This window comes from Candidatus Viridilinea mediisalina (assembly GCF_002532535.1).
Lineage (GTDB): Bacteria > Chloroflexota > Chloroflexia > Chloroflexales > Chloroflexaceae > Viridilinea > Viridilinea mediisalina.
In genome coordinates, this window is the sequence record NZ_NQWI01000006.1 from 1 (window position 1) to 23,410 (window position 23,410).

The window sequence follows — 23,410 nt, forward strand, 5'->3', positions numbered from 1 at the left end:
CGAGGACGCGAGGACGCGAGGACGCGAGGACGCGAGGACGCGAGGACGCGAGGACGCGAGGACGCGAGGACGCGAGACGCGAGAACGCGAGGCGAGGACGCGAGGACGCGAGACGCGAGGACGCGAGGCGAGGACGTGAAGCCTCACACATCGTCGCAAGATGAGTGGAGCAAAGCCACACTCACTATACCTAACGGTCTAGGGATGAAAATTAACGAGGATGGCGCAGCGTAGGGGCACGGCGCTGCCGTGCCCTGTGCCCTCGCAAGAGGCTGCGTGAAACGAAGAGGCAATCGCTTCGCCTCTCCGCCTCCTCGCGTCTGCGTGTCTGCGCCTCCTCGCCTCCTCGCCTCCTCGCCTCCTCGCCTCCTCGCCTCCTCGCCTCCTCGCCTCCTCGCCTCCTCGCCTCCTCGCCTCCTCGCCTCCTCGCCTCCTCATAGTACATGGGCAGGCATCGTAGTGCCGACTTTAGTCGGCTGAGGTCTTTGGCTGCGATGGGAGCCGACTAATGGTCTTCCAGTAAATAATCCGCTAACCAGACCTCGCAGATCTGGCATATCTATCAGGTCTAGTCCGTGCCGCGACACCGGATTAATTTCTGGAAGACCATAAGTCGGCACTACCTACGGCGCAAACAGGAATGTTCCTACAAAAACCTCTTAAGCAAAGCGCTTCGCCAAGTGGGCTTGGGCCAGACACGCACTGAGCGCATCCTCAAAGCTGATCTGCCCGGCCAAGATCGGGTCGCGGTAGTTGGCCACAAAGCCAAAAAGCAGCGAATGGCCCGTCTGGAGTTCGCGGAGCAGCAGTTCGGCCAATGGGCCAACATGCTCAAACATGCCGCTGCTGTAGATCGCTTGGGCCGCACTGGCGACATCATAGTCAAGGCGCATAATGGTGGCGTTCCAGCCCTTGTGCCCACGGGTCAGCCGTGCATAAGCTAGGCGCTGATCACCATCAAAGGGCAAGCCCACTGCGCCCACATTGACAATCAGGGTCTGATCAAGCTGGCGCACAAAGGGAACATGGGTATGCGCCGTGCAAAAGATCGCCGCCTCTGGCTCGATCTGTGCCCGCAATCGCTCATCAGAGGCCATTGGCACGAGGCCATCACGATCATGAACGATAGAAGCATGGTAGACCGCCAGCCGATCAGTGTCAAGCGCAACATGGAGGCGATCCGGGAGCGCGTCAAGCACGTCAACCCATGCATGCACCTGGGAATGGGTCCAAGCAATAATCCGGCTCAACTCATAATCAGGGCCGTGCTGGGGCAATGTGGCCTGCTGGTACTGCCGATGGTAGCTGAGCAGGTAGCGTTCATGGTTGCCGCGCAAGAGCAACCAGCCCCGCTCGGCTACCATACGCAATACCAGTTCCAGACACGCCCCCGAACACGGCCCTCGGTTGATCGTGTCACCCGCTACAATCACCAGATCGGGCGACCAAACTTCAAGATCCGCAATCACCGCATGTAACGCTGCGAGGTTCCCGTGAATATCGGCAATGATGGCGATTTTGTCCATAATGAGGTAGGAGATAGGATATTAGGAAGTAATTGATAGCCGCCAAATACTACGAAAATGCCACCATCAACATCCCCAGGCAGACGAGAAAGACCCCACTGGCACGCATTGGGTTCACCTTCTCGCGCAGCACCAGCCAGCCAATCAGAAAGAGAATGGCATGGCTCAAGGAGGCAAAGGGATAGGCCATGCTCAGGTCAATCCGCGAGAGCGTAACCAGCCAGAAGAAGGTGCCACTCCCGTAGATCATCAGCCCACCAATCACCAGCGGCGAGGTGGCGATCTTCCAGACAATCGCCGGAATTTGGTTGCCATTGAGCGTGACCGGCCCTAAGTTGTTCATCCCATACTTGAGCATCGTCTGGCTGACGATGCCGAAAATGGTCGCGAGTAGAATCAAGAACCACGTACTCATAGCCTGTTCCCCTGTTCCTCTGTTCCTCTGTTCCCCTGTTCCCCTGTTCCTCTGTTCTCCTGTTCCTCTGTTATCCTGTTCCTCTGTCCCTCTGTTCCCCTGTTCCTCTGTCCCTCTGTCCCTCTGTTCCCCTGTTCCCCTGTTCCTCTGTTCCCCTGTTCCCCTGTTCCTCTGTTCTCCTGTACCCCTCGATAACACCCTTCCAACACTTCCGCACTGCGTCCCCAGCTATGTTCCCGCTCGACATAGCTGCGGCCAGCTTGGGCAAGCTGCTGCTGCTGGCTGGGGTTGTGCAACAGGCTGATGATCTGGCTGGCAAATTCAGGCGCGTCATCGGCCACAAGCAATTCGTGATCAGGTCGGGCAGCAAGGGCAATCGTCGCTTGGCGGGCCGCAATCACGGGCGTAGCCATCGCCATGGCTTCAAGGACTTTGTTCTGTACGCCTACGCCATAGCGGATCGGTGCCACGGCGATGGTTGCCTGGGCTAGATAGGGCCGTAGATCGGGCACCGCTCCGGTCACTTCGACGCGCCCTGGCCGGCGTTGGGCCAACAAGGCTGCGCCTGGTTCAGCCCCGGCCAGCACCAGCCGTACCGTGGGGCACACCTGCCAAACACGCGGCATAATCTCGTGCAACAGGTAGAGCGCAGCGGCTTCGTTGGCATGGTAGCTCATTTTGCCACTAAATACAATCGTTTCTGGGTCGCGCTGGCCCGCTTGCGGCTGAAAATAGTCCAAATCCACGCCGTTGGGCACTACCGTAACCGGCGCAACCTGGGTTTGCCCAAAGTGGTGCCGCAGCGTCTCAAGGGCCCAACGCTCCTCGGCGGAGGTGATCACAATGTGGTGAAAGCGGCGACTATAGGTCGCTTCGTAGCGACGGGTACGCGCCAGATCAAGCATGGCTATCGCCCGGCTCTTCATGCGTGGGCTGTGACGCACGGTGCGCTCAAAGAGCAGACTGATGCTATCCACCGCGTCGAGTACCAGCGGCGGCGCGTTGGGCAAGGTCGCCGCTGCTTGCCAAGCAATCTCGGCAGCACGCAGATGCTCAATGTGAACCACATCGAAACCACCATGAGCCATTGCTGCCCGCGTAGCCGCCACAAAGTCAGGCGCAAGGCAGTGGGCCGCTTGCAGCGGCAAGCTGCTCGGCAAGGCCCGCAGATAGGCCAACCCATTGCTCACCCGCCCCACCGCCACCGTCGTCACCGTACAGATGCCTTGGAGTGCCGCTAGATCAGCCGCATCGGCTGCGCCTCGCGTCGCACAGACAAGGTGCAACACATGGCCACGCGCCGCAAGGGCGCGCATCAGATTGTAGGGCCGCACCCGAATCGCCGAAGGAACATAGGGCGCAACAACAAGGATACGTAATTGGGTTGGAGGGTTTGCAACACGCATAATATTTCGATTAGTAACCTAAACGGTACGGCGGGGGTTTGGGGCGGCTTCGCCGCCTCCAAGAAAACTCTTTTTGTTCCGCTTTGGCGGCTTCGCCGCCAAAGCGGAACAAAAAACAGGATGTGGGGCGTAGCCCTAACGATTAAGCGCAGCTTCATACAACTGCTCGACCTGCGGATTCACCACCCGCCAATCGTAGACTTCTGCGGCTAGGCTGCGCCCGGCCTTGGCGAGGCGTTGGCCCAAGGAGGGGTGCCGCAGCAACTCAATCACTGCCGCCGCAAAGGCTTGCGGCGTATCGCCAACCAACAGATGCTCACCCGGTTGCAGCCTAATACCTTCATAGCCAATGGTGGTTGAAACAATCGGCAAGCCGCGTGCCAAAGCCTCAAGGATTTTGACCCGCATGCCGCCACCGGCACGCACCGGCACAATCAGGGCTGCGGCCTGCTGCAAAAAGGGCTGCGGATCGGCCACATAGCCGGTTACATGAATGCTGGGATCGGCGCTACCCAGTTGCCGTACCTGCGCAGGCGGGCGCGCCCCTACCACCGCAAACTCGGCATCGGGCACCGCCGCCTTGATCAGTGGATAGACCTCATGGGCAAACCAGAGCACGCCGTCCACATTGGGGGGCCAGAACATGGTTGCCATACTCAGAATCGTGCGCGGCTGGGCCACACGGCGCACTGGCGCTTCACTCAGCGCATCCACCGCAATGGGGATCACCGCCGTCGCTGGGAGGCGCACGCCCACTTCGGCAGCAGCAAGCTCAAGAAAGGCAAGATCGGGCTGGCTCACTGCCAGCATGCCATCGAAGCGGGCACAGATACGCGCCTCATAGCGCCGCAGGTGACGCGCCTCCAATTCCAGCCCAACCCGCCGAGGATAGGGACTATGTTCGGCCATGCGCTGCACAATCGTCCAGACCGCATTGTGCTGATCGATCACCCGCGCCCCGCCGGGCAGATCAACCGCGAATTGGGCCATATTGAGCTGATCGGCATGAATAATGTCAAAATGCTGGCGTCGGGTCAATCCATGCAGAAAGGCATGCAACTCATCTGAATGATCACGACGCATCAAGAAGGAATCGCGCCTGAGCATACTCGTCGCCAAATAGTAGGCATCACGCAGCCGCGAACGCTGCAAGGGGATCGTATACACGGCACTACAGAGCTTGCGCAACACCTCCGCATGGGCCTCTTCTTGCGCCGAGCGAATCAACGAAACGAGCGTCACCTCATGGTGTTTTCCCAGGTACTGCAACAAATGGTAGGTCTTGATCTTGGGGCCAGCATCGGGGGGAAAGGGCAAAACTTGGGTGAGAAGCAGAATACGCATGGAGGTTTTCACTGATCATAGCGCCGCTGCAAGGGGCGACGCTGGGGCAAGACCAACACCTGTGCATCGTCGCGCAGCAGCATGATGGTACCAAAGATGATAAGACCCAACAGCGGCAACAGGCTCCACGGCCCACTCAGGCCCAGCGCCATACCCAAGTTGCGCGCAATATCGCCCTCAAGCCAAGCCGGAAAGACATAGCCAGTCCAGGTATTGCGCAGCGCATCAGTGGGAAACAGTTGCCGTGCCGTTGCTTCGATCCAGACCAACAGCAGCGAAAGGACTACAAGCCCAACGCTAACCAGACGCAGCCTCAGCTTGGCCCAGAGTTGGGCCATCAGCCACGCGGCAGGCAGGGCCAAAAAGGGAATCAGCGGAACAATGTAGCGCGGCCCTGCCGCAAAGCCACCCCACCACATCATCGAAGAGCCATAGAAGAGCAGCAGACTCAGGCTGGCCAAAAGCAAGACCCACCACTCGGCGCGCCAACGCCCGCTACGCCACCAGATCACCAGCCCCGGCATGGCCAAGAGCAGCCACGGTGCGCGGAAGAAGAGCCCCCGAAAGGCTCCAAAGGTAAGCCCAACGAGCGCATCAAGCTGCGGGTAGGTAATACTCATGAAGCCAGTGGTATGCTGATCCTGCCACAGCGCCGAGTGGGCATAGCCAATTGGCAGCGGTGTCCCAAACGCGATCAGATCATAGGTAACCAGCAGAATCAGCGGAATAATGCCTCCAAGCACCAGCAGCGTCAACCAGCGCAGACCACGCACCCAGAGCGCGTAGAGGCCAATGATGCTACCGGGCAGCACCGCAGGATACTCACTAATCACCGCCCAGCCCAGCAGCAGACCACAGAGCAAGGCTCGCGGATCCCACATCGGGCGCAGCGCAAGGCGCGTAGCCCCATGTACTGCGGAATCGGCATGAGGCCATGCCACATAGAACGCACCAAAAAGCAGCGCCGCCACCAATTGGTGGCCATAAAAATTCCCGGCATAGGGCGCAGCACTGGTCGCCAAGCCAAAGGCAAGGGCTCCAAACGCCGCAGGGCCAGGCGCCACCTCAAGGCGCTGAAGCGCCAAAAAGAAGCCAACCCCCAAGCCTGCACTGGACGTCGCGACCACCGCCAATGTTAGCACATACTGCACCAACGCAAAACGCACCCGCTCGCCCCCCAAGCCCGCGCCATCGGCTTGGAGCGTCTGGGCAAAGGCTGCACCGCCGCCAAGGGCCGCCAAACGCGCCTCGACCACGGGCAGATTGAGCAGCGGACTCAGCACATGGTAAACCGGCACCGCCATAAGCGAGAGTCCCGGCGGCTTATCGGTATAGGCATGGCCCTCATAGATCGCATAATCACCAGTATTCGCTACATAGCGATCAATCTTCACCGTACCATCATCAACCATTGCCAACACTAGGTTAAGCCGCGAGTTCTGGTTCCAATCCGACCAACGCGGTAACACATAGGCATAGCTGATCAGCAAAAGGAAAAAGATCAGCAACGGACGACGCATAGCAGAAGCCTTTAAGAAAATGCTTGTTAGATTAACCTAACCCTACACACCGTAACCATAGTATACTCACGTAACGCGCTGCTAAATCGGGCGTAGCCAAAAGATGACAGAATGAAAAAGGAATATCTTGACAAAATCAATCAATTATATTAAGATTACCCCTAACTCAAGCTTAGGAGGTAAGGACCATGACGGATCATCTTGCTCCCACACCGAGTGCCCCCCTTGGCACCATTTGGCCGCTCATCATCGTTGGGATCGGCGTCGCAGGGCTCTTCAAAAGTGCCCAAGCTATGAGCGAAATTGTCAGCATCCTCGAATGGACTGGCGCACTCGGCAGCAAGCAGGAGGCGTAATCCGATTTCCGATTGCCGAACATGGTGTCCCAATGGGCTGTAGCGTTCTTGATCATGCGGCATGTTCAAAGGTCATTGGTATCATCCTTCTGCTCCTGCTCCTTACCGCATGTGGCATACCTAGCGCCAGTGAGCCAAGCGCACCAACGATAGCCCGGTTGCCGAGTGTGACCCCGGCCAGCGCAACCCACACGCCCCGTCCAACCCAGGTGATCACCGTGGTACCCGCCCCAACCCGTGTGCCGACGGCAACCCCACCACCCACCGCAACCCCTGAAGTGGTCTTCAGCGACGCGGGGCCAATTACCGCCAGTATGGCCCAACTTGGACTCAGTGGCGCAGGCTATGCCGCCCTTGGCGATCCCCATGCACCCATCACCATTGTTGAGTTTACCGATTTTGGTTGTGAATTTTGCCGTCGTTTCCACATGCTCACCTTCCCGGAGCTCAAAGCGGAATACATTGAAACCGGACTGGTCTACTATATCATTAAAGACCTGCCGGTCACCAGTCGGCAGAGCGGCTTGGCCGCGCAAGCCGCAGCGTGTGCGGGGCTTCAAGCGGGCTACTGGCCGATGCACCGTGCCCTCTTTGCCGAACCTAGCGCATGGCGCGGCAACGAAGCCCAAGCCATAGCGCGCATCAGTGCCGCCGCCGCTGAAGTGGGGCTTGAGGTTGAGCGCCTAACGGCCTGTGTTACTCAAGGCGCACAGAGCGCCAGCGTGGATCGCAGCGTCAACGAAGCCCATGAGCTTCACGTCTACGGCACCCCCACCTTCTTCATCAATGCCAAACTGCTCGCTGGTGCCCATTCGATCAATCTGTGGCGTGAAATCCTCGACGCAGAACTGGAACAGCATTGATAAGTCACTATGCTACAATAGGCAGGGGCATAGCCCTAAACTTGATCTATAGCTCCAAACGTAGCGTTCCATGAGGCAGAAGGATTACGATCATAATGTTTAAACGTCTTTTTGGTTTTGGCCAAGACGCACCCCGTAGCGAAGAAGAGGCCCAGGTTGAGGAACAACAGGTTACCCAGAGCCTAGAGAAGTCGCGCCAGGGTATCTTTGGCAAGATTTCCCAGCTCTTTGCCACCGATGATCCCATTACCGATGAACTCTGGGATGATTTGGAAGAGGCTCTGATCCAGGGTGATGTTGGTCTTGAAACCACGATGTATCTTGTCAACCGCACCAAAGACCGGGTGAATCGTTATGGCACGAAGAAGGCGAGTGATGCGCGTGATATGCTGAAGGCCGAGATGGTGCGCGTCTTCCAGGATCAGGTCAAGCCGCCCGCCGCTGATCCGCCAAAGCCCTTTGTGATTCTAGTGGTGGGCGTGAATGGCGCGGGTAAAACGACCCTGATTGCCAAGTTGGCCCAGCGCATGAAACACCGCTTCAATAAGCGCGTGATCCTCGCGGCGGGCGACACCTTCCGTGCTGCCGCCACAGAACAGCTCGAAACATGGGGCGAACGGGCGGGTGTGCCCTGCATCAGCTTGGGCCAAGGGGCCGACTCGGCTGCTGTCGTCTATAAGGCGATTGATGCCGCCCTTGAGCAGGAGTCGGATGTCTTGATCATTGATACCGCCGGGCGTTTGCAGGCCAAGTTTAATCTCATGCAAGAGCTAGAGAAGATCAAGACCATCATTGGGCGTAAGCTACCCGGTGCGCCTCACGAGGTACTCTTGGTGATTGATGCCACCACCGGCCAGAATGGGGTGCTGCAGGCTAAGGCATTCCTCAAGTCAGCCGACGTAACCGATGTCGCCGTCACCAAGATGGATGGTACCGCCAAGGGCGGCATCGCCTTTGCCGTGGCTCAAGATATTGAACGCCCCATTCGCTACCTCGGTACAGGTGAGAAGCTTGACGATCTGGCCCTCTTTGATGCCCAAACGTTTGTGGATGCGCTGTTTGCCGAGGAGTTGTCATGAGCGTTGAGTTCATCGCCTGCCCAACCTGCAAGCAAAAGTTGGGCGTCATCTCATACGTGGTCAAGGATTCATTGGTGGTCTGTGCCAATCCCCGCTGCGGCACCAGTCTGCGCGTCGTGAGCCGCAAACCCCTACGGGTTGAGGAGGTACCCGAAGTGGAGACCTACCATGTGGATTATCGCCCAGAATCGTATGGGTAAGGTATGAAGTGGTTTTCGTCTTTGCCCTATCGCATGCTCCGTGCGCTCATGCTCATCACCCTGATGCTCTTCAGCCTCACTGGCTGTCTGCTGGTGAGTGGTGAAGCAACCGCGTTGGATGTGCAGGAGGGCGCAGGGAATTTATTGACGCGCTTTGTTGGTGCCGAGGGGCGCGGTGAACGGAGCATAGCCCTGGGCTTGCCTGCTACTGCCGTCCATGTGATTGCTATTGTTGGCGTGGAATCGGGTGACTTGGAGCTGAGTTTCGTTGAACCTGATGGCGCAGTTGCCTTTGTAGTGGCGGCGCACCCTGGGGTTGAGGTGACCCATTCGGGCGTCGTCTACACCGATGAGGCGGGCATGTTACGCTACCGTCTGAACGCCTATGGGGCCCGCAATGGGAATATTCAACTCTTTGTGCAACCATAGGGAAATGGGAATATTCAACTCTTTGTGCAACCATAGGGAAGAGGCTTGCAATGGCAATGACGAAACAGGATGCTACTCCGGCAACTCATCCTCCGGTTGCATGGCATGCGACACCAATTGATGCCGCGTTGACCCAGCTTGAAGCCCAACCCAAGGGTCTTGACGAAGCTGCGGTGGAACGGTTGCGGGCTGAGTTTGGCCCCAATACCTTGCCCCACCGCGAACCACCCACGCTCCTCTCTATTGTTCTGCACCAGTTCATGAATCCCCTCATTGCTATTTTGGTCATCGCGGCGATTGTCTCGGTGGCAATTGGCGAGATTGAGGATTCGGTCTTTATTATTGTCGTGATTGTACTCAATGCTGCACTAGGAGCGTATCAGGAGTATCGCGCCGAGCAGAGTGCGGCAGCATTGCAGAATCTTTTAACTGTACAGGCCCGCGTGCGCCGCGCTGGCCAAGTGCGCCGTATTGATGCGGAACAATTGGTTCCCGGTGATATTGTCCTGCTCGAATCGGGTGACCGTGTGCCTGCCGATCTGCGCCTGCTAACAACCAAGAACTTGCGTGTGGACGAGTCGTTCCTCACAGGTGAATCGGCAGCGGTAGAGAAAGATGCTCGTGCTGAGGTTGCGCCCGATGCGCCTGTAAGTGAGCGTGTGACGATGGCCTTTACCGGAGCAACCGTGACCGCTGGACGAGCTGAGGCACTCGTGGTTGCCACTGGTCTGCGTACTGAGATTGGCGCGATTGCGGCGGCAACGGCGGAGGGGACGGGCTTACGTCCGCCGCTGGTTATCCGTATGGAGCGCTTTGTACGGGCGATTAGCGTTGTGGTTCTCGCCTCCTCGACGCTACTCGTGCTGATCTCGATGGCCCAGGGAACGCCCTTCACCGAGGTCTTCTTCCTTGCCGTAGCTCTGGCTGTCTCCGCTATTCCCGAAGGTTTGCCCATTGCCATGACCGTGGCACTCTCGATTGCAGTGCGACGCATGGCCCAGCGCAATGTGATTGTGCGTAAAATGACGGCGGTTGAGGCGCTGGGAAGTTGTACGATTATTGCCAGTGATAAGACTGGTACGCTTACGGTGAATCGCCAGACCATTCGCACGCTGCTGCTGCCTGGTGAACGCTCCTTCCAAGTGACGGGGGAGGGCTACGCGGGGCTTGGTGAGGTTCATGCGGATCAAGGCTCACTGAACGAACAGGATGAGACGCAATTGCGTCTGTTGGCTAAGGCGGGCATCTTGTGCAATGAAGCCGAGCTGCGCCCACCCCCCACGTTGGCTTCAACGTTGCGCCCGCCCTCCACGTTGGCTTCAACGTTGCGCCCGCCCTCCACGTTGGCTTCAACGTTGCGCCCGCCCTCCACGTTGGCTGAGCCTGTCGAAGCCAACGCGGAGGGCGAATGGGAGCATGATGGCGATGCGGTAGATGTGGCCTTTCTAAGCCTGGGCTACAAGTTGGGGCTTGAGCCTGAGCCAACGCGGGCGGCAGTCGAAGTGATTGAACGAATCGCCTTTGAATCGGAGCGCCAGTATGCCGCTGTCGTCTACCGCGATCAGCAGGGTGTTCAGGTTGCCGTCAAAGGCGGTGCCGAGCGGGTCTTGGCCTTCTGCGAAACAGCACTCACTGCTGCTGGCCCCCAAGCACTGGATCGTGAACAGGCGCTTGCCCAAGCTGATGCCTTAGCCGAGCGTGGGTACCGGGTCTTGGTGTTGGCTACAGGGTTAGTCGCAGGCGATGGCACCGCCTTTCATGAAGATGCGATGCCCGCGTTGACGCTTGTGGGCATGATTGGCATGATCGATCCCCTGCGGCCTGAAGCCAAAGTAGCCGTAGCAACATGTCGCCGTGCGGGTGTCGAGGTGGCCATGATTACAGGCGATCATCCTGCGACCGCCCTAGCAATTGCCCAAGAGCTTGGGATCGCCCAGAGCCGTGCGGATTTGGTGACCGGACGTGAACTACCGGCGGACGATGATGTGACTGGAGCGGAACGTTTTGCGGCAAAGACGCATAAGGCACGTGTCTTTGCCCGCGTAACCCCGCTACAGAAGTTGCGCATTGTCGAGGCATTGGGAGCCCAAGGCCACTTTGTGGCCGTGACGGGCGACGGGGTCAATGATGCACCAGCGCTGCGGGCAGCCAACATTGGAGTAGCGATGGGTTCGGGTACCGATGTGGCCAAAGATACCGCCGAGATCATTGTGCGCGATGACAATTTCGCTTCAATTGTGCATGGGGTAGAAGAGGGGCGCTACGCCTACGACAATATACGGAAGGTGATCTACCTGCTCATCTCGACGGGTGCAGCAGAGATTGCACTCTTCCTGACGGCGATTGCCATGGGGTTGCCTCTGCCCATGCTGGCTGTGCAAATTCTCTGGCTGAACTTGGTAACCAATGGTATCCAAGGGGTCGCGTTGGCCTTTGAGGGAGGTGAACCAGGCGCGATGGAGCGTAAACCCCGCCAGCCCAGTGAAGGCATCTTCAACCCGCTCATGATCTGGCAGACGCTCATTTCAGGCGGCGTGATGTTTGTTGGCTGTATGACGCTCTGGATCTGGCTCTTGGGCAACGGTTATGCAGAGGCTGAAGCCCGCAATCTACTCCTGCTGCTGATGGTACTCTTCCAAAATTACCATGTCTTCAATGCTCGTTCGGAGTATGTCTCTGCCTTCCGCGTACCCATTCAGCGCAACCTCTTCCTCGTGATCGGTGTCTTTGCTGCGCTCGGCATTCACCTCTTGGCCATGTTCAGCCTCCCCTTCATGCAACAGGTTCTTGATGTTGCCCCAGTTAGCCTTGCCGAGTTTGCGCTCATGGCGGCACTGGCCTGTACGATTTTGTTGGTGATGGAGGTATTTAAATTAATCTGGAATCGTCTTCCTGCTAATACGTGATGGGATATATCCTTTGCGATCTCTGCGTAGCGATGCTCTGGCATTAGCCTTTGGCCTTTGTAGCATACTGGTGGTGAGTTGGTGGCTCTTTAGTGGGCAGCGGATGCAGCTCTTTTCCGCCGAGCAACTTCCGGTGGAAACGGGATTCTATGGCGTCGAGCCCTTGGGTGAGCGCGAGGGCTCTGTGCGCTGGACAGCGGGGCAGGCACAGTTCAGCTTGCCCAATCCGGGTGGCAGGCCCCTGGTTGTCTTGGAACTGAGTGGTGCCATGGCCGAGCCGCGCTACCTACAGGTGGCGGGGGCGCTTGAAGTGGAACTTGCCCTTGGCCCTGAGGTGCGCCGCTACCAACTTTTGGCCGATGAGCAACCCCATGAAGCGCTTACGATCAGCTTTGTGGTAGAACCCTTCCAGCCAGCGGGCGATCCGCGTGAGCTTGGGGTGGTAGTGCGTACTGTGGGCATCTATGGTGGGGGCGCGGCTCCCGCCATCGTGCATGGAGGCAGCCTGCTCCTCAGCTTGGTACTCTATGGGCTGCTCCGCACAAGCTTGCGCCCTTGGATGGCAGCGAGTGGCACTGGATTATTCGTCATCGCCTTGTTGGTAGGCTATAGCCTACGTTGGCCAAGTCTGCCCTTTGCAGCCTTTGCGACCTTGGGCGGCTTAGTACTGATGGTGACGCTACTGGGCTACCGGGTGACGCTGCCTGGGTGGGAACGCTGGCATACGCCATCCGCTCCTGTAGCTGCTGCTGGGCAAAGACCCTCTGGGATCATCTGGCTACTCTGTTTGGCCCTCCTTGTAGCCTATTGGGGCCAATCGTTTTGGAATCAGCTCTACATTCATCCTGATTTAACTTTAGATTTAGGGATTTACCTCGAGGCTGGGCGGGAAATATTGGCAGGCAGAAATCCCTATGCCACCTTTGGTCTGGATGAGTTAATCATTGGGGTCTCGTTTGTCTATCCTCCAGCGAGTCTGCCGGTCTTTGCCGTCTTGGCGCTGCTCGAACCAAGCCACGCCGAACGCTTCTGGCTGCTTGGCAATCTCGTGATCTACCTCATTGCGCTCTTGGGCATCTACGCGGCGCTGCCGCAGCAAGCCCCCCGTTGGGCGCTTGTGGCACTGCTAGGGTTGGGGTTTGGCTTTGCGCCCTTTTGGGAGCATGTAGCAATTGGCCAGATCAACAGCCTCATTCTCATGGGCATGGCGCTCTTCATGTTGGGGCAGCGCAACCGGGCCTATGGGTGGGTGGGCGATCTTAGTTTAGCCCTCGTGATCCTGATCAAGCTCACGCCAGGCATCCTGCTGCTCTGGCCACTCCTGCGCGGCGACTGGATGCGCCTAGTACGCATTGGCGCTTTGCTGCTGCTCTTGTGCCTACCAAGCCTCGCTATCTTCGGGATTACACCGTGGCAACAGTTTGCCAACATTGCGCCACAGTTGTTAGCCGGGACGCCGCGCAACCCCTACAACCAAGCCCTTGTCGCACAACTGGTGGTCTTAACCGAACACGCCAGTTCTGCCGAGCGCATCGCCTTAGGGTTAGGTCGCGGCTTCACGCTCATGCTCTTAGGCAGTTGGGTGCTTGTAGCCTGGCGAAGACGCAGCCACCACGACGACGGCAGCGCACTTGCCTATGGGGTGGCGGTCGTAACCCTTGCTTCAAGCCTGATCTGGTACCACCACCTCATCTTCCTTGCCATTCCCTTGGCCTGGTTAGGCTTTGCTGCACCTACAGCCTGGATGCGCTGGTCGGCCCTGCTGGCCATCGGGCTCATGCAGATCAGCCGCTGGCTCGAGTTTGGCTTGGGCCTGCCACCATGGAGCGTCGTGGGGGGCTACCTATTGATGCTAGGCGCACTTGGCATCTGGCAGACTCAAACGGACAAAACAAGCAGGGTTGGGGCATAGCCCCAACCCTAAAGGGATGCGTGAGGCGAAGCAGTGAGAGCCTCGCGTCCGCGCTGCTTCCCTTAGAAATCCATTCCGCCGCCCATACCACCCATACCACCAGGCATCGCCGGGGCGGGCTTGTCGTCGGGCAGGTCGGTGATCAGGGCCTCGGTGGTGAGGATCATACCCGCGATGCTAACCGCGTTCTGCACGGCGCTGCGCGTGACCTTGACGGGATCAATGATGCCCTGCTCGATCATGCTGCCATACTCGCCGGTGAGCACGTTGTAGCCAAGGCTCTTATCGCCCTTCGCAACCTGCATGCGGCGCACATCGGCGATGATCACCGAGCCATCTTCGCCAGCATTGAGGGCGAGGATGCGGAGCGGCTCTTCGAGGGCGCGGCGCAGGATCTGGATGCCCACCTTCTCGTCCTCGTGGCCTACGGTGACGTTATCAAGGGCGCTGATCGCATTGATCAGAATGACACCACCACCAGCAACGATGCCTTCCTCAACGGCGGCACGGGTGGCCGAGAGAGCGTCCTCGACGCGGTGCTTCTTCTCCTTGAGTTCCGGCTCGGTCGCCGCACCAACCTTGATCACCGCGACGCCACCGGCCAGCTTGGCCAAGCGCTCCTGAAGCTTCTCGCGGTCGAAGTCGCTGGTGGTCGTCTCGATCTGGGCGCGGATCTGCTCGATGCGGGCGCGGATGGCCGCCTCTTCGCCCCGGCCCTCGACAATGGTGGTATCGTCCTTGGTGGCAACAACCTTGCGGGCGCGGCCCAAATCTTCGATGGTGGCGCTGTCAAGCTTGCGACCAACCTCTTCGGAAATGACCGTGCCACCAGTGAGGATCGCAATGTCCTGCAGCATGGCCTTGCGGCGGTCGCCAAAGCCGGGCGCCTTGATCGCCAGCGCATTGATGGTGCCACGCAGCTTGTTGACCACGAGGGTCGCAAGAGCTTCGCCGTCCACATCCTCAGCGATGATCACAAAGTTCTTGGTGACCTGGAGTACCTTTTCGAGGACGGGCAGAATCTCTTGGATGCTGCTGATCTTCTTGTCGGTAATCAGGATGTAGGGATCATCCAACTCCGACTCTTGGCGCTCAACGTTGGTAACCATATAGCCGGAGATGTAGCCCCGGTCGAACTGCATACCCTCGGTGTACTCCTTCTCGAAGGCGACACCCTTGGACTCCTCGACCGTGATCACACCATCTTTCCCAACCTTCTCCATAACCTCGGCGATCAATTCGCCAATTTCGCTATCAGCGGCGGAGTTGGTAGCAACGTGGGCAATATCGGCGCGGTCGCGCACGGGGGTAGCACTGGCCTTAATCGCAGCGACCAACGCCTCGGCTCCACGATCCAGGCCGCGCTTGAGCAGCATGGCGTTGGCACCAGCGGCGACCACCTTGAGACCTTCGGTAACAATAGACTGGGCGAGAACCGTAGCGGTGGTGGTGCCGTCACCAGCGACATCGTTGGTCTTGGTAGCGGCCTCCTTGAGCAACTGGGCACCCATATTTTCAAAGGGATCCTTGAGCTCAATCTCCTTAGCCACCGTCACACCATCGTGGGTAACCGTGGGGGAACCAAACTTCTTGTCAATGGCCACATTGCGCCCACGCGGGCCAAGGGTGGTCTTAACGGCATCGGCGACCATATCTACGCCGCGCTTGAGCGAGCGGCGGGCCTCTTCATTGAACTGAATCTGCTTGGGCATATCGCTCTACACTCCTCAACAATAACTAGCCCTGGATGATGCCCAGGATGTCCTTTTCCGAGAGGATCAGATACTCAACCTCGTCCACCTTGAACTCAGTGCCGCTATACTTGGCAAAGATCACCTTGTCGCCAACGCTCACATTCATGGGGATGATCTTACCGCTGTCATCGCGCCGCCCTTCACCAATGGCGAGGATGGTACCCTCCATGGGGCGCTCTTTGCTGGCGGTGTCGGGGAGAATAATCCCGCTCTTGGTCTTCTCCTCGCGCTCGGCTGGCTTGACCACCACGCGGTCGCCGAGCGGACGGATCCGGAAGTCGGACATGGTTATCCCTCCATAACTCGCTTAAGACTCTTGGAAGTGGTTAGCACTCTTTGAGTGAGAGTGCTAACCGATGTGTATAGTACCCAATCTGGAACGATTTGTCAAGAGGCATGTTAGCACTCTTTTTGAGAGAGTGCTAGAATGGGGGAGATGGGATGGTTTCAGAAATGCCGAAGTGAGGACACGGGAGGCGAGGATGCGAGAGGCGAGAATACGCGGGCGTTGCTTCTTCGCTTCTTCGCCTCTTCGCCTCTTCGCAAACGGTAGCCTACAAATATGGGATCAATGCTTCCAACCATGCGGATTGTGACTCCAGGGCTGCTCAGTAGCGTGCAGGACGCTGGGCGTGAAGCGGCGCGGCGCTATGGGGTGCCGCGCAGTGGCGCGATGGATCAGTTTGCGCTGGCCGCCGCCAATCTGCTTGTTGGCAATGGGCCCGACGCGGCTGCCCTCGAGTTGACCTCTGGCGGGGCGGTGCTAGAGTGCCTGCGCCCATGCCTGGTTGCGTTGGCTGGAGCAGAGCTGGGCGCCACCCTAGAGGATCGTCCCTTCCCGCCCTGGCGCAGCGAACTGCTTGCACGGGGGGCGACGTTGCGCCTGCATGGACGGCGCACCAATTGGGGCGCACGCGCCTACCTCGCCATAGCCGGAGGCGTTGCGGTGCCGCACGTCCTGGGCTCGCGGGCCACCTACCTCGCCGGAGGCTTCGGCGGCTTGGCCGGACGGGCTCTGCGTGCGGGTGATCAACTAGCGACAGCGCCAACCTCTGGCATTCTCTGGCCCTATGTAGGCGCACACTGGCCACAGCATGCCCGCCCTGCCTATGGGCCGCAGCCAACGCTACATTGGCTGCCTGGGCCCCACTATGCAGCCCTCAGCCCAGAGGCCCAAGCAGCCCTCAGCCATGCAAACATCCGCATTGGCCCCGATGCCAACCGCATTGGCTACCGCCTAGAGGGGCTACACCTCAGCTTCCAACAACCCCTCAGCCTGCCCTCCTTCGGCGTCATTGCGGGCGCAATCCAAGTGCCGCCCGACGGCAAACCCATTCTGCTCATGGCTGAGGCACAGACCATCGGCGGCTACCCGGTGGTTGCCATCGTGATCGCACCCGACCTACCCCTAGCGGCCCAACTGCTCCCCGGTGATCCTCTGCGTCTCAGCCCCACCAGCATGGCCCATGCCCTTGCCGCGCATCAGAGCCAGGCGGCATGGCTGGCCCATGGGCCCCAGCTTGATGATCTCGCGGAACAATTGGCGCTCGTGGGGGCGTGGCCTATGGTAGATTGAGAGGTTTTGGAGAGCTACAGAGGATTTCACCACAGAGGCACAGAGAACACAGAGGTTTTTGCCATATAGGGATGGTTTCAGAATACCTTACCATTTGGAGGCATTCAGCGCATCCTAATGCCGCAAACCTATTTTCTATTTTCTCATTTCTGTATCCTTGCCTAAACACACTCTATCTCACTTCATGGTAACTAACAAACGTACGCACGCCCCCGGCGAGGGTCGCAACATCACTGAAGCCGTGCTGGTGCAGCACACGGTAGGCTAGGTAACTACGAAAACCAACCATACAGTAGAGCCGAATAGGGCCATTCTGCGCTACGTTGCGTACCTCGTCAATCCGCTCGCGCAGCTCGGGCAACGGAATGTTGATCGCCCCTGCAATATGCCATTCGGCATACTCATCCGGGCCACGCACATCAATGAAGGTTGCGGTAGCCGCCTGCGCCTCATACTCATCGGCATACCAGAGCGCGAGGTCACCACGGAGCAGATTGCTGGCAATAAAGCCCGCCATATTCACCGGGTCTTTCGCCGAGCTATAGGGTGGCGCATAGGCCAACTCAAGGTGTTCAAGCTCATAGACGGTCATACCACCACGCAGCGCCGTCGCCAGCACATCAATGCGCTTCGCGACACCCTCATAGCCCACAATCTGGGCACCAAGAATGCGTCCATCCTCAGGGGCGAAGAGCAGCTTCATGTGCATCGCGTGGCTCCCAGGGTAGTAGCTCGCATGGCCCGCAGGATGCAGATAGACCTTACGGTAGGCCATGCCACAGCGTTGCAGCGTACGCTCGGATGCGCCAGTCGCCGCAGCAGTCATGGCAAACAGCTTCACAATCGCGCTACCCTGCGTGCTACTATACGTTGAATCACGCCCACAAATCTGATCGGCCACAATCCGCCCCTGGCGATTGGCCGGGCCAGCCAGCGCCACCAGCGTCGGCTCCCCAGTGACCGTATCGGTCACCTCGACCATATCGCCCGCCGCGTAGACCTTGGGATCGGAGGTACGCATAGACGCATCCACCTTGATCCCACCGCGCGGCCCCAACTCAAGGCCCGCCGCTTGGGCCAGGGTTGCAAGGGGACGCACCCCCGCCGCCAATACCACGAGATCAGCGTTGATACACGTCCCATTACGCAACTCAATCGCCAGCCCAGTGGCCTGCTCCTCAATCTTGGTTGCCGCCGTCCCAAGGTGCAACTGCACCCCATGTGCTTCCATATGATGACGCAGATCGGTAGCCATCTCACGGTCAAAGAGCGGCATAAGTTGATCTTGCAATTCAACCAGATGCACCTCAAGCCCGCGCTCGCGCAGCCCCTCGGCAACTTCAACACCAATGTAACTACCGCCAACCACCACCACGCGCTGCCCCCCCTCGTTAAGCGTCGCAATAATCGCGTCCATATCGGGAATATTGCGGAGCGTAAAGACCCGGGGGTGGTCAATGCCCGGAATAGGGGGACGCAGCGGCGTTGCACCCTGGGCCAAAACGAGCAGATCATAGTTCAAGGTATAGCGCTGATCACCCGCATGATCGTGTACCTCCACCTGCTGTGCAGCGCGATCAAGGCTCACAACCTCATGCTCAGTCCGCACATCAAGTGCCAAGGTTGCGCGCAAATGCTCAGGCGTAACCACCAGAAGCTGCTCACGTTCAGGAATCGCCCCGCCAATATGGTAGGGCAAGCCACAATTAGCATAGGAGACATAGCGGTCGCGTTCGAGGACAACAATCTCTGCCTGCTCATCAAGGCGGCGCAGGCGCGCTGCGGTAGACATCCCCGCAGCCACCCCGCCGACAATTACGATCTTCTTCATTGGAGCCTTTCAGCATATTTGCAACAAGGACGGGCTTTTTTTGCAATAGCGCAAAAAGCAACGCGGTGTAGGGGCACGGCGCTGCCGTGCCCCTTCTCTATTCTACCTGAGCGAGCCAAGCCTGCAACTCGTCCAACGAAGTTAGCTCAAAGACCGCATCGCTCAACGCCAGCAATTGAGCCGGTGGAAGCTGAACGACCCGCTGGTGCAAAGCAGCGGGCAATGTGCCGCAACGCCGCGTTAGGAGACGCAGCGTCAACTCTTGCAGCATCGTAGCCCGGCCCTCTTCGCGGCCCTCTTCGCGGCCCTCTTCGCGGCCCTCTTCGCGGCCCTTCGCCAGCCACTTGCGGACGAAGGGCGATTCCTCCATGCCGTAACTATCATACTGCACGATCTGTTCAGCCATCGCCGCAACCTCCTTATCAGTACAGAGCGTAAGAAATTCAATCAACAACAGTTCTTGCAGTTCACCACGCGTGCCCGCAACGATCTGGTCTACCGCTTGGCGCAACGCGGACTCGGGATCGCGCAACTGCGTCTGGCCAATCAGTGCCGCGAGGACTGGACGGTTCAAGGCTAAGAGCGCCTCGCCATCCAGTCGCCACAGGTGGATCACGTTGTTGGCTTCGACAAGCTCAGCCAACAACATGTGACGTTGGCTGAGCTTGTCGAAGCCAACGGCGTGCGCCCCAGCCCGCCCTACATACCATACCACACTGGTGACCGGGATGTCCGGGTAGGTCGTGGTGAGCCGAGTCTGATATTCGAGCATGCGCAGCGGCATTGGTCGCTTACTGCCTGGCCCTTGGAATTCAAGGTGGAGAATTTCCTCTCCGCCATCCTCAAGCGTGACAAAAAAGACCAGATCGCTATCCAACGCCTCCGCTGGTGGAACAAGGTTGCTTGGGCGGCTGGTGACCTCGCGGATCGGTCGCTCCAGCAGCCACGCGGCCACATCGTTGGTAGCCAAGATGACCAAACGTTTCAGGGGGTTATCGGTTTTTGCCATATGGCCCTTGATACAAGTGGCCCATGACCATTTCATGCGCCTATAACATGTACCGTAAAAAAGAGCCAAAAGATACGGTTTTGGGGCCACAGATCAACCAACCGAACCATATCCATACAGAGAACCAGTTAGAGATCAGTCGCATGGCCGGTACGTGGTGCGTGGAGCTGCGTTATGCTTGAACCAGAGCCTTGCAGTCTGGCTTTCGCTGAAGACACGAAGAATCGAGGAAACTCATGGAAAAGCGCCAGTACACCTACGCACAATTAGGCATGTTATTCGGAATCTTTATCGGTGGTGGCTTGGGCGTGATCCTACTGAGCACCACGGGCAATGCGGTCTATATAGCCATCACCGGAGCAGGGGCGGCCATCGGCCTCGTGTTGGGGGCCGGAGTCGACAAATATCAGAAATCGTGAGATCATGCACAACCTCACCACGAAACAAGGACGATACTTATGCCGCACGAAGCAGCGCTTCTTGGATGCTCGGTGCAAAATCAACAGGGATGAAATAGGCTTCAGGATAGACATAATCCTCGCCCGATTCATCAATCACCCGGATTAGGTGATGACTTGCCGCATGATCATCTGGGATGACCTGATAAAGCTTGCGTCGCTCAAGTGCAGCCGGATAAGCGCTATTCTCAATACAGATTACGAAGCGGAGTTTTGATTGTTCAGTCGTCATACGCTCCTCCTTAATCAAGCAGATACTTGATCTTCACTTCCTTACGCCCGAAGCTAGTCGCTTCATACCAATGCAATTCTGCGCGATGCATGGTTCCATCTGCAAGGAGAATAGTAGCAATTCCTTTTTTCTTGCGCCATCTGGCTTTCCCATAGATTTTACGTAGCCGTTCAACCTCACGAATGCCAGCATTTGTAGCAATGGTCTCAACATCATCGATGTCACTGATAATATCGAATTGCATTCCTAATATACCTTAGTTCTTCTATGCATGACATACCGATTATACCATTATCAGAAATCGTGAGATCATGCACAACTTCACCTAATCCTCCCCCCAACGCTTGTCCCCACTGAGATGAGACTTGAGGCCGCCTTAATCATGTAGGCAATTGTAAAAACAACGTTGCTGATAGGTCATTGGTTCGGGGGCTATGCTATACTTGGTGTTAGTCAAGTTGGTGCTGCTTCTCGCAGTTTCCAAAATTGATCTGGAACCCCAACTCTTTAGGTGAAGTTCACTCAAAGCATGAAACGAGTTACCCCATGATTCGCATTATTGGTGCCGAAGGGAGTGAAGAGTTCAGTGCCGCACAACGCTTACGCGATCTCATTGTTGAGGCTTGGCCAGGTGTTGATACTGATCAGCATGACGATATTCGGATTGTCGCTGGCGCAAAATGCTATGGCCAAACGACGACCGATATTGATCTGGTGGTCTTTGTTCTGCTCGCTAAGCTTCGCCCTATGCCGCACGCTGCGCTTGCTGATGCCGCGCCGAATGTGGATCCTATCTTCATTCGCTCGCTCTGCCTGACCATCGAACTGAAGAGCCACCAGCCCGATAAGGTTATCTTTGACGGCAATCAGGTTACCGTGTTCTATGGCGAACGTCGCCACCAAGCGAGCGAACAAGCCCAGAAGCAACAGGTAGCGTTGCGGAGGTTCTACGAACAGCACGGCATGAATCCACCCTTCGTGACCGACCTGATCTGGCTGTCCAATGTACCAAAAGAGTGCCTACCCGACGTAATGAGCAACATCATCGGCGCACAGGCGACATGGGGTGACATCCTGCGCTCTGTGGTCGCCTTAGGGCGACCCTGGCCTAAGCGGGTGGCAGGAGTGCGGGAGATTAATGCATTTTCATATACAAATGTGACGCAAACGACAGAGATCATCAATCTTTTGAGTAAACGCCTGGAGATGTCGAAGCTTGATCGGATAAGAGTCGATCGGATTACGCGCAGGCATATTGGGCAGAGCCAAGCCCCCCAGTATATCGAGAAGATGGGCAAGCAGTTGCTCATCTTTCGCGGCAGGGGGGGCACCGGCAAGACCATACGTCTGCTCCAACTTGCCTACGATATGTACATAAAGCAGGATGCACGGGTACTCATTCTGACCTACAACAAAGCATTGGTCGCCGATCTCCAGCGGCTCTTCGTCATGATTAACGCAGGCGATGGTGCTACACCGCGGGCGATCATCTTCAAGACGGTGCATGCGTTTCTGTACCAGATCGTCAAGCACCTTGGAAGTAGCCAAACACATCTCGATCCATTCATCCCGCAGATCGCACAGCACACACAGCAGGCACTTCATCACCTCCGCAAGGCGAACCTTCAGAACCAACAGCCACTCGATGCACTGATCGCTGCTGCTCCCGAACACTTTGATTGGGACTATATCTTCGTGGATGAGTCCCAGGACTGGCCTGCAGATGAGCGAGACCTGCTCTTTGCACTCTACGATTTCCGCCGCTTTGTGGTGGCCGATGGTGTAGACCAGATGGTGCGCGGTGCACAGCATATCAACTGGCGTCAGGTGATTGCCTCCAAAGATTCACAGGTTGTCACCTTCTCAAAATCACTGCGCCTCAAGGCTGGGCTCTGCCAGTTTGCCCAGGCGTTCGCCCTACACCTCAATCTGCCGAACTGGAATCTTGAGCCAGATGCCGACCTATATGGGGGGCGGGTGATCATTCTTGAGGGGCCTTATAGCGCTGATCGCAGCTTTCATGACGAACTGGTACAGACAACCCAAGCAGCACACAATTATCCGATCGACATGCTCTTCTGTGTGCCGCCTGCGCTAGTTAAACACCGCGATCATCAGAAGGTTCACTCCCTCATCGCGGATCAGTTGCAAGCCTGGGATTACCGGGTATGGGACGGTGCAGCGGATCATGTGCGCTCAAACTATCCGCTCTATCTCGATCAGATTCGGATCGTCCAGTACGACTCTTGCCGTGGCCTCGAGGCGTGGAGCAGCATCAACCTTGGCTTTGATGAGCTCTATGACTACAAGCGGCGACAATACACTCCACCAGCCCAATCCACGCTCTTCAGTGATGACGATCGCGAGGCGCACTACTTTGCCGCACGCTGGTTGATGATCCCGCTCACGCGAGCAATCGACACCCTCGTCATTCAGATCCGCTCCCTCGATCACCCGATTGCCCAGGCGCTCAAAGCAGCGGCACAGGAATGCCCCAGCGTTGTGGAGTGGCGCAAATCCCCTACAAAACGCGGCAAGGTCTAGGCTAAACCCAAGACCTTGCAAATAAGTTCACGCACAGCCGCAACGTCGCG

At 57.7% G+C, this 23,410-nt stretch carries 21 protein-coding genes; 10 read left to right on the top strand and 11 right to left on the bottom strand.

Going from position 1 to position 23,410, the window contains the following annotated elements; all coding sequences use genetic code 11:
- Positions 1-659: 659 nt before the first annotated feature.
- The 5 genes from CJ255_RS02285 to CJ255_RS02305 all read right to left on the bottom strand — a co-directional run bounded on the left by CJ255_RS02285 (position 660) and on the right by CJ255_RS02305 (position 6,211).
- Positions 660-1,526: a metallophosphoesterase family protein gene (locus CJ255_RS02285; RefSeq protein WP_097642482.1), complete on the bottom strand. Its 867-nt coding sequence runs from the start codon at positions 1,524-1,526 to the stop codon at positions 660-662.
- Positions 1,527-1,575: 49 nt separating this feature from the next.
- The gene (locus tag CJ255_RS02290) at positions 1,576-1,941 is read right to left on the bottom strand and encodes a DMT family transporter (protein WP_097642483.1); all 366 of its coding nucleotides are present in this window, start codon (positions 1,939-1,941) and stop codon (positions 1,576-1,578) included.
- A complete protein-coding gene (locus CJ255_RS02295; protein ID WP_097642484.1) occupies positions 1,938-3,347 on the bottom strand; it encodes a glycosyltransferase in 1,410 nt (469 codons plus the stop codon). The genes CJ255_RS02290 and CJ255_RS02295 overlap by 4 nt, the downstream gene beginning before the upstream one ends.
- Before the next feature lie 135 nt (positions 3,348-3,482).
- Positions 3,483-4,691 (bottom strand): glycosyltransferase family 4 protein, encoded by a 1,209-nt coding sequence (locus CJ255_RS02300; RefSeq protein ID WP_097642485.1) that lies wholly within the window; start codon positions 4,689-4,691, stop codon positions 3,483-3,485.
- A gap of 8 nt (positions 4,692-4,699) precedes the next feature.
- Positions 4,700-6,211, bottom strand: coding sequence for a hypothetical protein (locus tag CJ255_RS02305; protein ID WP_097642486.1), 1,512 nt, complete (start codon positions 6,209-6,211; stop codon positions 4,700-4,702).
- Positions 6,212-6,399: 188 nt separating this feature from the next.
- Here CJ255_RS02305 and CJ255_RS23275 point away from each other — a divergent pair, with 188 nt between their 5' ends.
- The 7 genes from CJ255_RS23275 to CJ255_RS02335 all read left to right on the top strand — a co-directional run bounded on the left by CJ255_RS23275 (position 6,400) and on the right by CJ255_RS02335 (position 13,956).
- Positions 6,400-6,567: a hypothetical protein gene (locus CJ255_RS23275; protein ID WP_165774531.1), complete on the top strand. Its 168-nt coding sequence runs from the start codon at positions 6,400-6,402 to the stop codon at positions 6,565-6,567.
- 32 nt (positions 6,568-6,599) lie between these two features.
- Positions 6,600-7,430 carry a DsbA family protein gene (locus CJ255_RS02310; protein ID WP_097642487.1) on the top strand — a complete coding sequence of 277 codons (831 nt, stop codon included), beginning with the start codon at positions 6,600-6,602 and terminating at the stop codon, positions 7,428-7,430.
- A gap of 95 nt (positions 7,431-7,525) precedes the next feature.
- Positions 7,526-8,509, top strand: coding sequence for a signal recognition particle-docking protein FtsY (ftsY, locus tag CJ255_RS02315; protein ID WP_097642488.1), 984 nt, complete (start codon positions 7,526-7,528; stop codon positions 8,507-8,509).
- On the top strand, positions 8,506-8,709 hold the full coding sequence (locus CJ255_RS02320) for a hypothetical protein (RefSeq protein WP_097642489.1): 204 nt from the start codon (positions 8,506-8,508) through the stop codon (positions 8,707-8,709). Before ftsY ends, CJ255_RS02320 begins: the two co-directional genes overlap by 4 nt.
- A gap of 3 nt (positions 8,710-8,712) precedes the next feature.
- Positions 8,713-9,138 (top strand): hypothetical protein, encoded by a 426-nt coding sequence (locus tag CJ255_RS02325; RefSeq protein ID WP_097642490.1) that lies wholly within the window; start codon positions 8,713-8,715, stop codon positions 9,136-9,138.
- A gap of 50 nt (positions 9,139-9,188) precedes the next feature.
- Positions 9,189-12,044: a cation-translocating P-type ATPase gene (locus CJ255_RS02330; RefSeq protein WP_217352386.1), complete on the top strand. Its 2,856-nt coding sequence runs from the start codon at positions 9,189-9,191 to the stop codon at positions 12,042-12,044.
- A gap of 13 nt (positions 12,045-12,057) precedes the next feature.
- Positions 12,058-13,956 carry a glycosyltransferase family 87 protein gene (locus CJ255_RS02335; RefSeq protein WP_097642491.1) on the top strand — a complete coding sequence of 633 codons (1,899 nt, stop codon included), beginning with the start codon at positions 12,058-12,060 and terminating at the stop codon, positions 13,954-13,956.
- Positions 13,957-14,018: 62 nt separating this feature from the next.
- Here CJ255_RS02335 and groL read toward each other — a convergent pair whose 3' ends face one another.
- A complete protein-coding gene (gene groL / locus CJ255_RS02340; RefSeq protein ID WP_097642492.1) occupies positions 14,019-15,668 on the bottom strand; it encodes a chaperonin GroEL in 1,650 nt (549 codons plus the stop codon).
- A 25-nt stretch (positions 15,669-15,693) separates the two neighbouring features.
- Positions 15,694-15,996: a co-chaperone GroES gene (groES, locus tag CJ255_RS02345; RefSeq protein WP_097642493.1), complete on the bottom strand. Its 303-nt coding sequence runs from the start codon at positions 15,994-15,996 to the stop codon at positions 15,694-15,696.
- Between the two features lie 276 nt (positions 15,997-16,272).
- Here groES and CJ255_RS02350 point away from each other — a divergent pair, with 276 nt between their 5' ends.
- The gene (locus CJ255_RS02350; protein WP_245863133.1) at positions 16,273-17,286 is read left to right on the top strand and encodes a 5-oxoprolinase subunit C family protein; all 1,014 of its coding nucleotides are present in this window, start codon (positions 16,273-16,275) and stop codon (positions 17,284-17,286) included.
- Between the two features lie 172 nt (positions 17,287-17,458).
- Here the strand turns inward: CJ255_RS02350 and CJ255_RS02355 are convergent, their stop codons facing one another.
- Positions 17,459-19,117 (bottom strand): FAD-dependent oxidoreductase, encoded by a 1,659-nt coding sequence (locus CJ255_RS02355; RefSeq protein WP_097642495.1) that lies wholly within the window; start codon positions 19,115-19,117, stop codon positions 17,459-17,461.
- A gap of 97 nt (positions 19,118-19,214) precedes the next feature.
- Positions 19,215-20,126, bottom strand: a complete 912-nt coding sequence (locus CJ255_RS02360; protein WP_165774532.1) for a DUF4351 domain-containing protein — start codon at positions 20,124-20,126, stop codon at positions 19,215-19,217.
- 236 nt (positions 20,127-20,362) lie between these two features.
- Here CJ255_RS02360 and CJ255_RS02365 point away from each other — a divergent pair, with 236 nt between their 5' ends.
- Complete coding sequence (locus CJ255_RS02365; protein ID WP_097642497.1) at positions 20,363-20,545, top strand: hypothetical protein; 183 nt, start codon at positions 20,363-20,365, stop codon at positions 20,543-20,545.
- Between the two features lie 37 nt (positions 20,546-20,582).
- Here CJ255_RS02365 and CJ255_RS02370 read toward each other — a convergent pair whose 3' ends face one another.
- Both CJ255_RS02370 and CJ255_RS02375 read right to left on the bottom strand, forming a co-directional pair.
- Positions 20,583-20,816 carry a hypothetical protein gene (locus CJ255_RS02370; protein WP_097642498.1) on the bottom strand — a complete coding sequence of 78 codons (234 nt, stop codon included), beginning with the start codon at positions 20,814-20,816 and terminating at the stop codon, positions 20,583-20,585.
- Positions 20,817-20,826: 10 nt separating this feature from the next.
- Positions 20,827-21,060: a hypothetical protein gene (locus tag CJ255_RS02375; RefSeq protein ID WP_097642499.1), complete on the bottom strand. Its 234-nt coding sequence runs from the start codon at positions 21,058-21,060 to the stop codon at positions 20,827-20,829.
- A 302-nt stretch (positions 21,061-21,362) separates the two neighbouring features.
- Here CJ255_RS02375 and CJ255_RS02380 point away from each other — a divergent pair, with 302 nt between their 5' ends.
- Positions 21,363-23,360 (top strand): DEAD/DEAH box helicase, encoded by a 1,998-nt coding sequence (locus CJ255_RS02380; protein WP_097642500.1) that lies wholly within the window; start codon positions 21,363-21,365, stop codon positions 23,358-23,360.
- Positions 23,361-23,410 lie beyond the last annotated feature (50 nt).

Excerpts from the sequence above, each read along its gene's own strand:
- CJ255_RS02320 (WP_097642489.1), top strand. The coding sequence starts at position 8,506 with ATGAGCGTTGAGTTCATCGCCTGCCCAACCTGCAAGCAAAAGTTGGGC.
- groL (WP_097642492.1), bottom strand. The coding sequence starts at position 15,668 with ATGCCCAAGCAGATTCAGTTCAATGAAGAGGCCCGCCGCTCGCTCAAG.
- CJ255_RS02285 (WP_097642482.1), bottom strand. The coding sequence starts at position 1,526 with ATGGACAAAATCGCCATCATTGCCGATATTCACGGGAACCTCGCAGCG.
- CJ255_RS02365 (WP_097642497.1), top strand. The coding sequence starts at position 20,363 with ATGGAAAAGCGCCAGTACACCTACGCACAATTAGGCATGTTATTCGGA.
- groES (WP_097642493.1), bottom strand. The coding sequence starts at position 15,996 with ATGTCCGACTTCCGGATCCGTCCGCTCGGCGACCGCGTGGTGGTCAAG.
- ftsY (WP_097642488.1), top strand. The coding sequence starts at position 7,526 with ATGTTTAAACGTCTTTTTGGTTTTGGCCAAGACGCACCCCGTAGCGAA.
- CJ255_RS02330 (WP_217352386.1), top strand. The coding sequence starts at position 9,189 with ATGGCAATGACGAAACAGGATGCTACTCCGGCAACTCATCCTCCGGTT.
- CJ255_RS02325 (WP_097642490.1), top strand. The coding sequence starts at position 8,713 with ATGAAGTGGTTTTCGTCTTTGCCCTATCGCATGCTCCGTGCGCTCATG.
- CJ255_RS02310 (WP_097642487.1), top strand. The coding sequence starts at position 6,600 with ATGGGCTGTAGCGTTCTTGATCATGCGGCATGTTCAAAGGTCATTGGT.
- CJ255_RS02355 (WP_097642495.1), bottom strand. The coding sequence starts at position 19,117 with ATGAAGAAGATCGTAATTGTCGGCGGGGTGGCTGCGGGGATGTCTACC.
- CJ255_RS23275 (WP_165774531.1), top strand. The coding sequence starts at position 6,400 with ATGACGGATCATCTTGCTCCCACACCGAGTGCCCCCCTTGGCACCATT.
- CJ255_RS02380 (WP_097642500.1), top strand. The coding sequence starts at position 21,363 with ATGATTCGCATTATTGGTGCCGAAGGGAGTGAAGAGTTCAGTGCCGCA.
- CJ255_RS02300 (WP_097642485.1), bottom strand. The coding sequence starts at position 4,691 with ATGCGTATTCTGCTTCTCACCCAAGTTTTGCCCTTTCCCCCCGATGCT.
- CJ255_RS02375 (WP_097642499.1), bottom strand. The coding sequence starts at position 21,060 with ATGCAATTCGATATTATCAGTGACATCGATGATGTTGAGACCATTGCT.
- CJ255_RS02290 (WP_097642483.1), bottom strand. The coding sequence starts at position 1,941 with ATGAGTACGTGGTTCTTGATTCTACTCGCGACCATTTTCGGCATCGTC.
- CJ255_RS02295 (WP_097642484.1), bottom strand. The coding sequence starts at position 3,347 with ATGCGTGTTGCAAACCCTCCAACCCAATTACGTATCCTTGTTGTTGCG.
- CJ255_RS02350 (WP_245863133.1), top strand. The coding sequence starts at position 16,273 with ATGGGATCAATGCTTCCAACCATGCGGATTGTGACTCCAGGGCTGCTC.
- CJ255_RS02360 (WP_165774532.1), bottom strand. The coding sequence starts at position 20,126 with ATGGCAAAAACCGATAACCCCCTGAAACGTTTGGTCATCTTGGCTACC.
- CJ255_RS02305 (WP_097642486.1), bottom strand. The coding sequence starts at position 6,211 with ATGCGTCGTCCGTTGCTGATCTTTTTCCTTTTGCTGATCAGCTATGCC.
- CJ255_RS02370 (WP_097642498.1), bottom strand. The coding sequence starts at position 20,816 with ATGACGACTGAACAATCAAAACTCCGCTTCGTAATCTGTATTGAGAAT.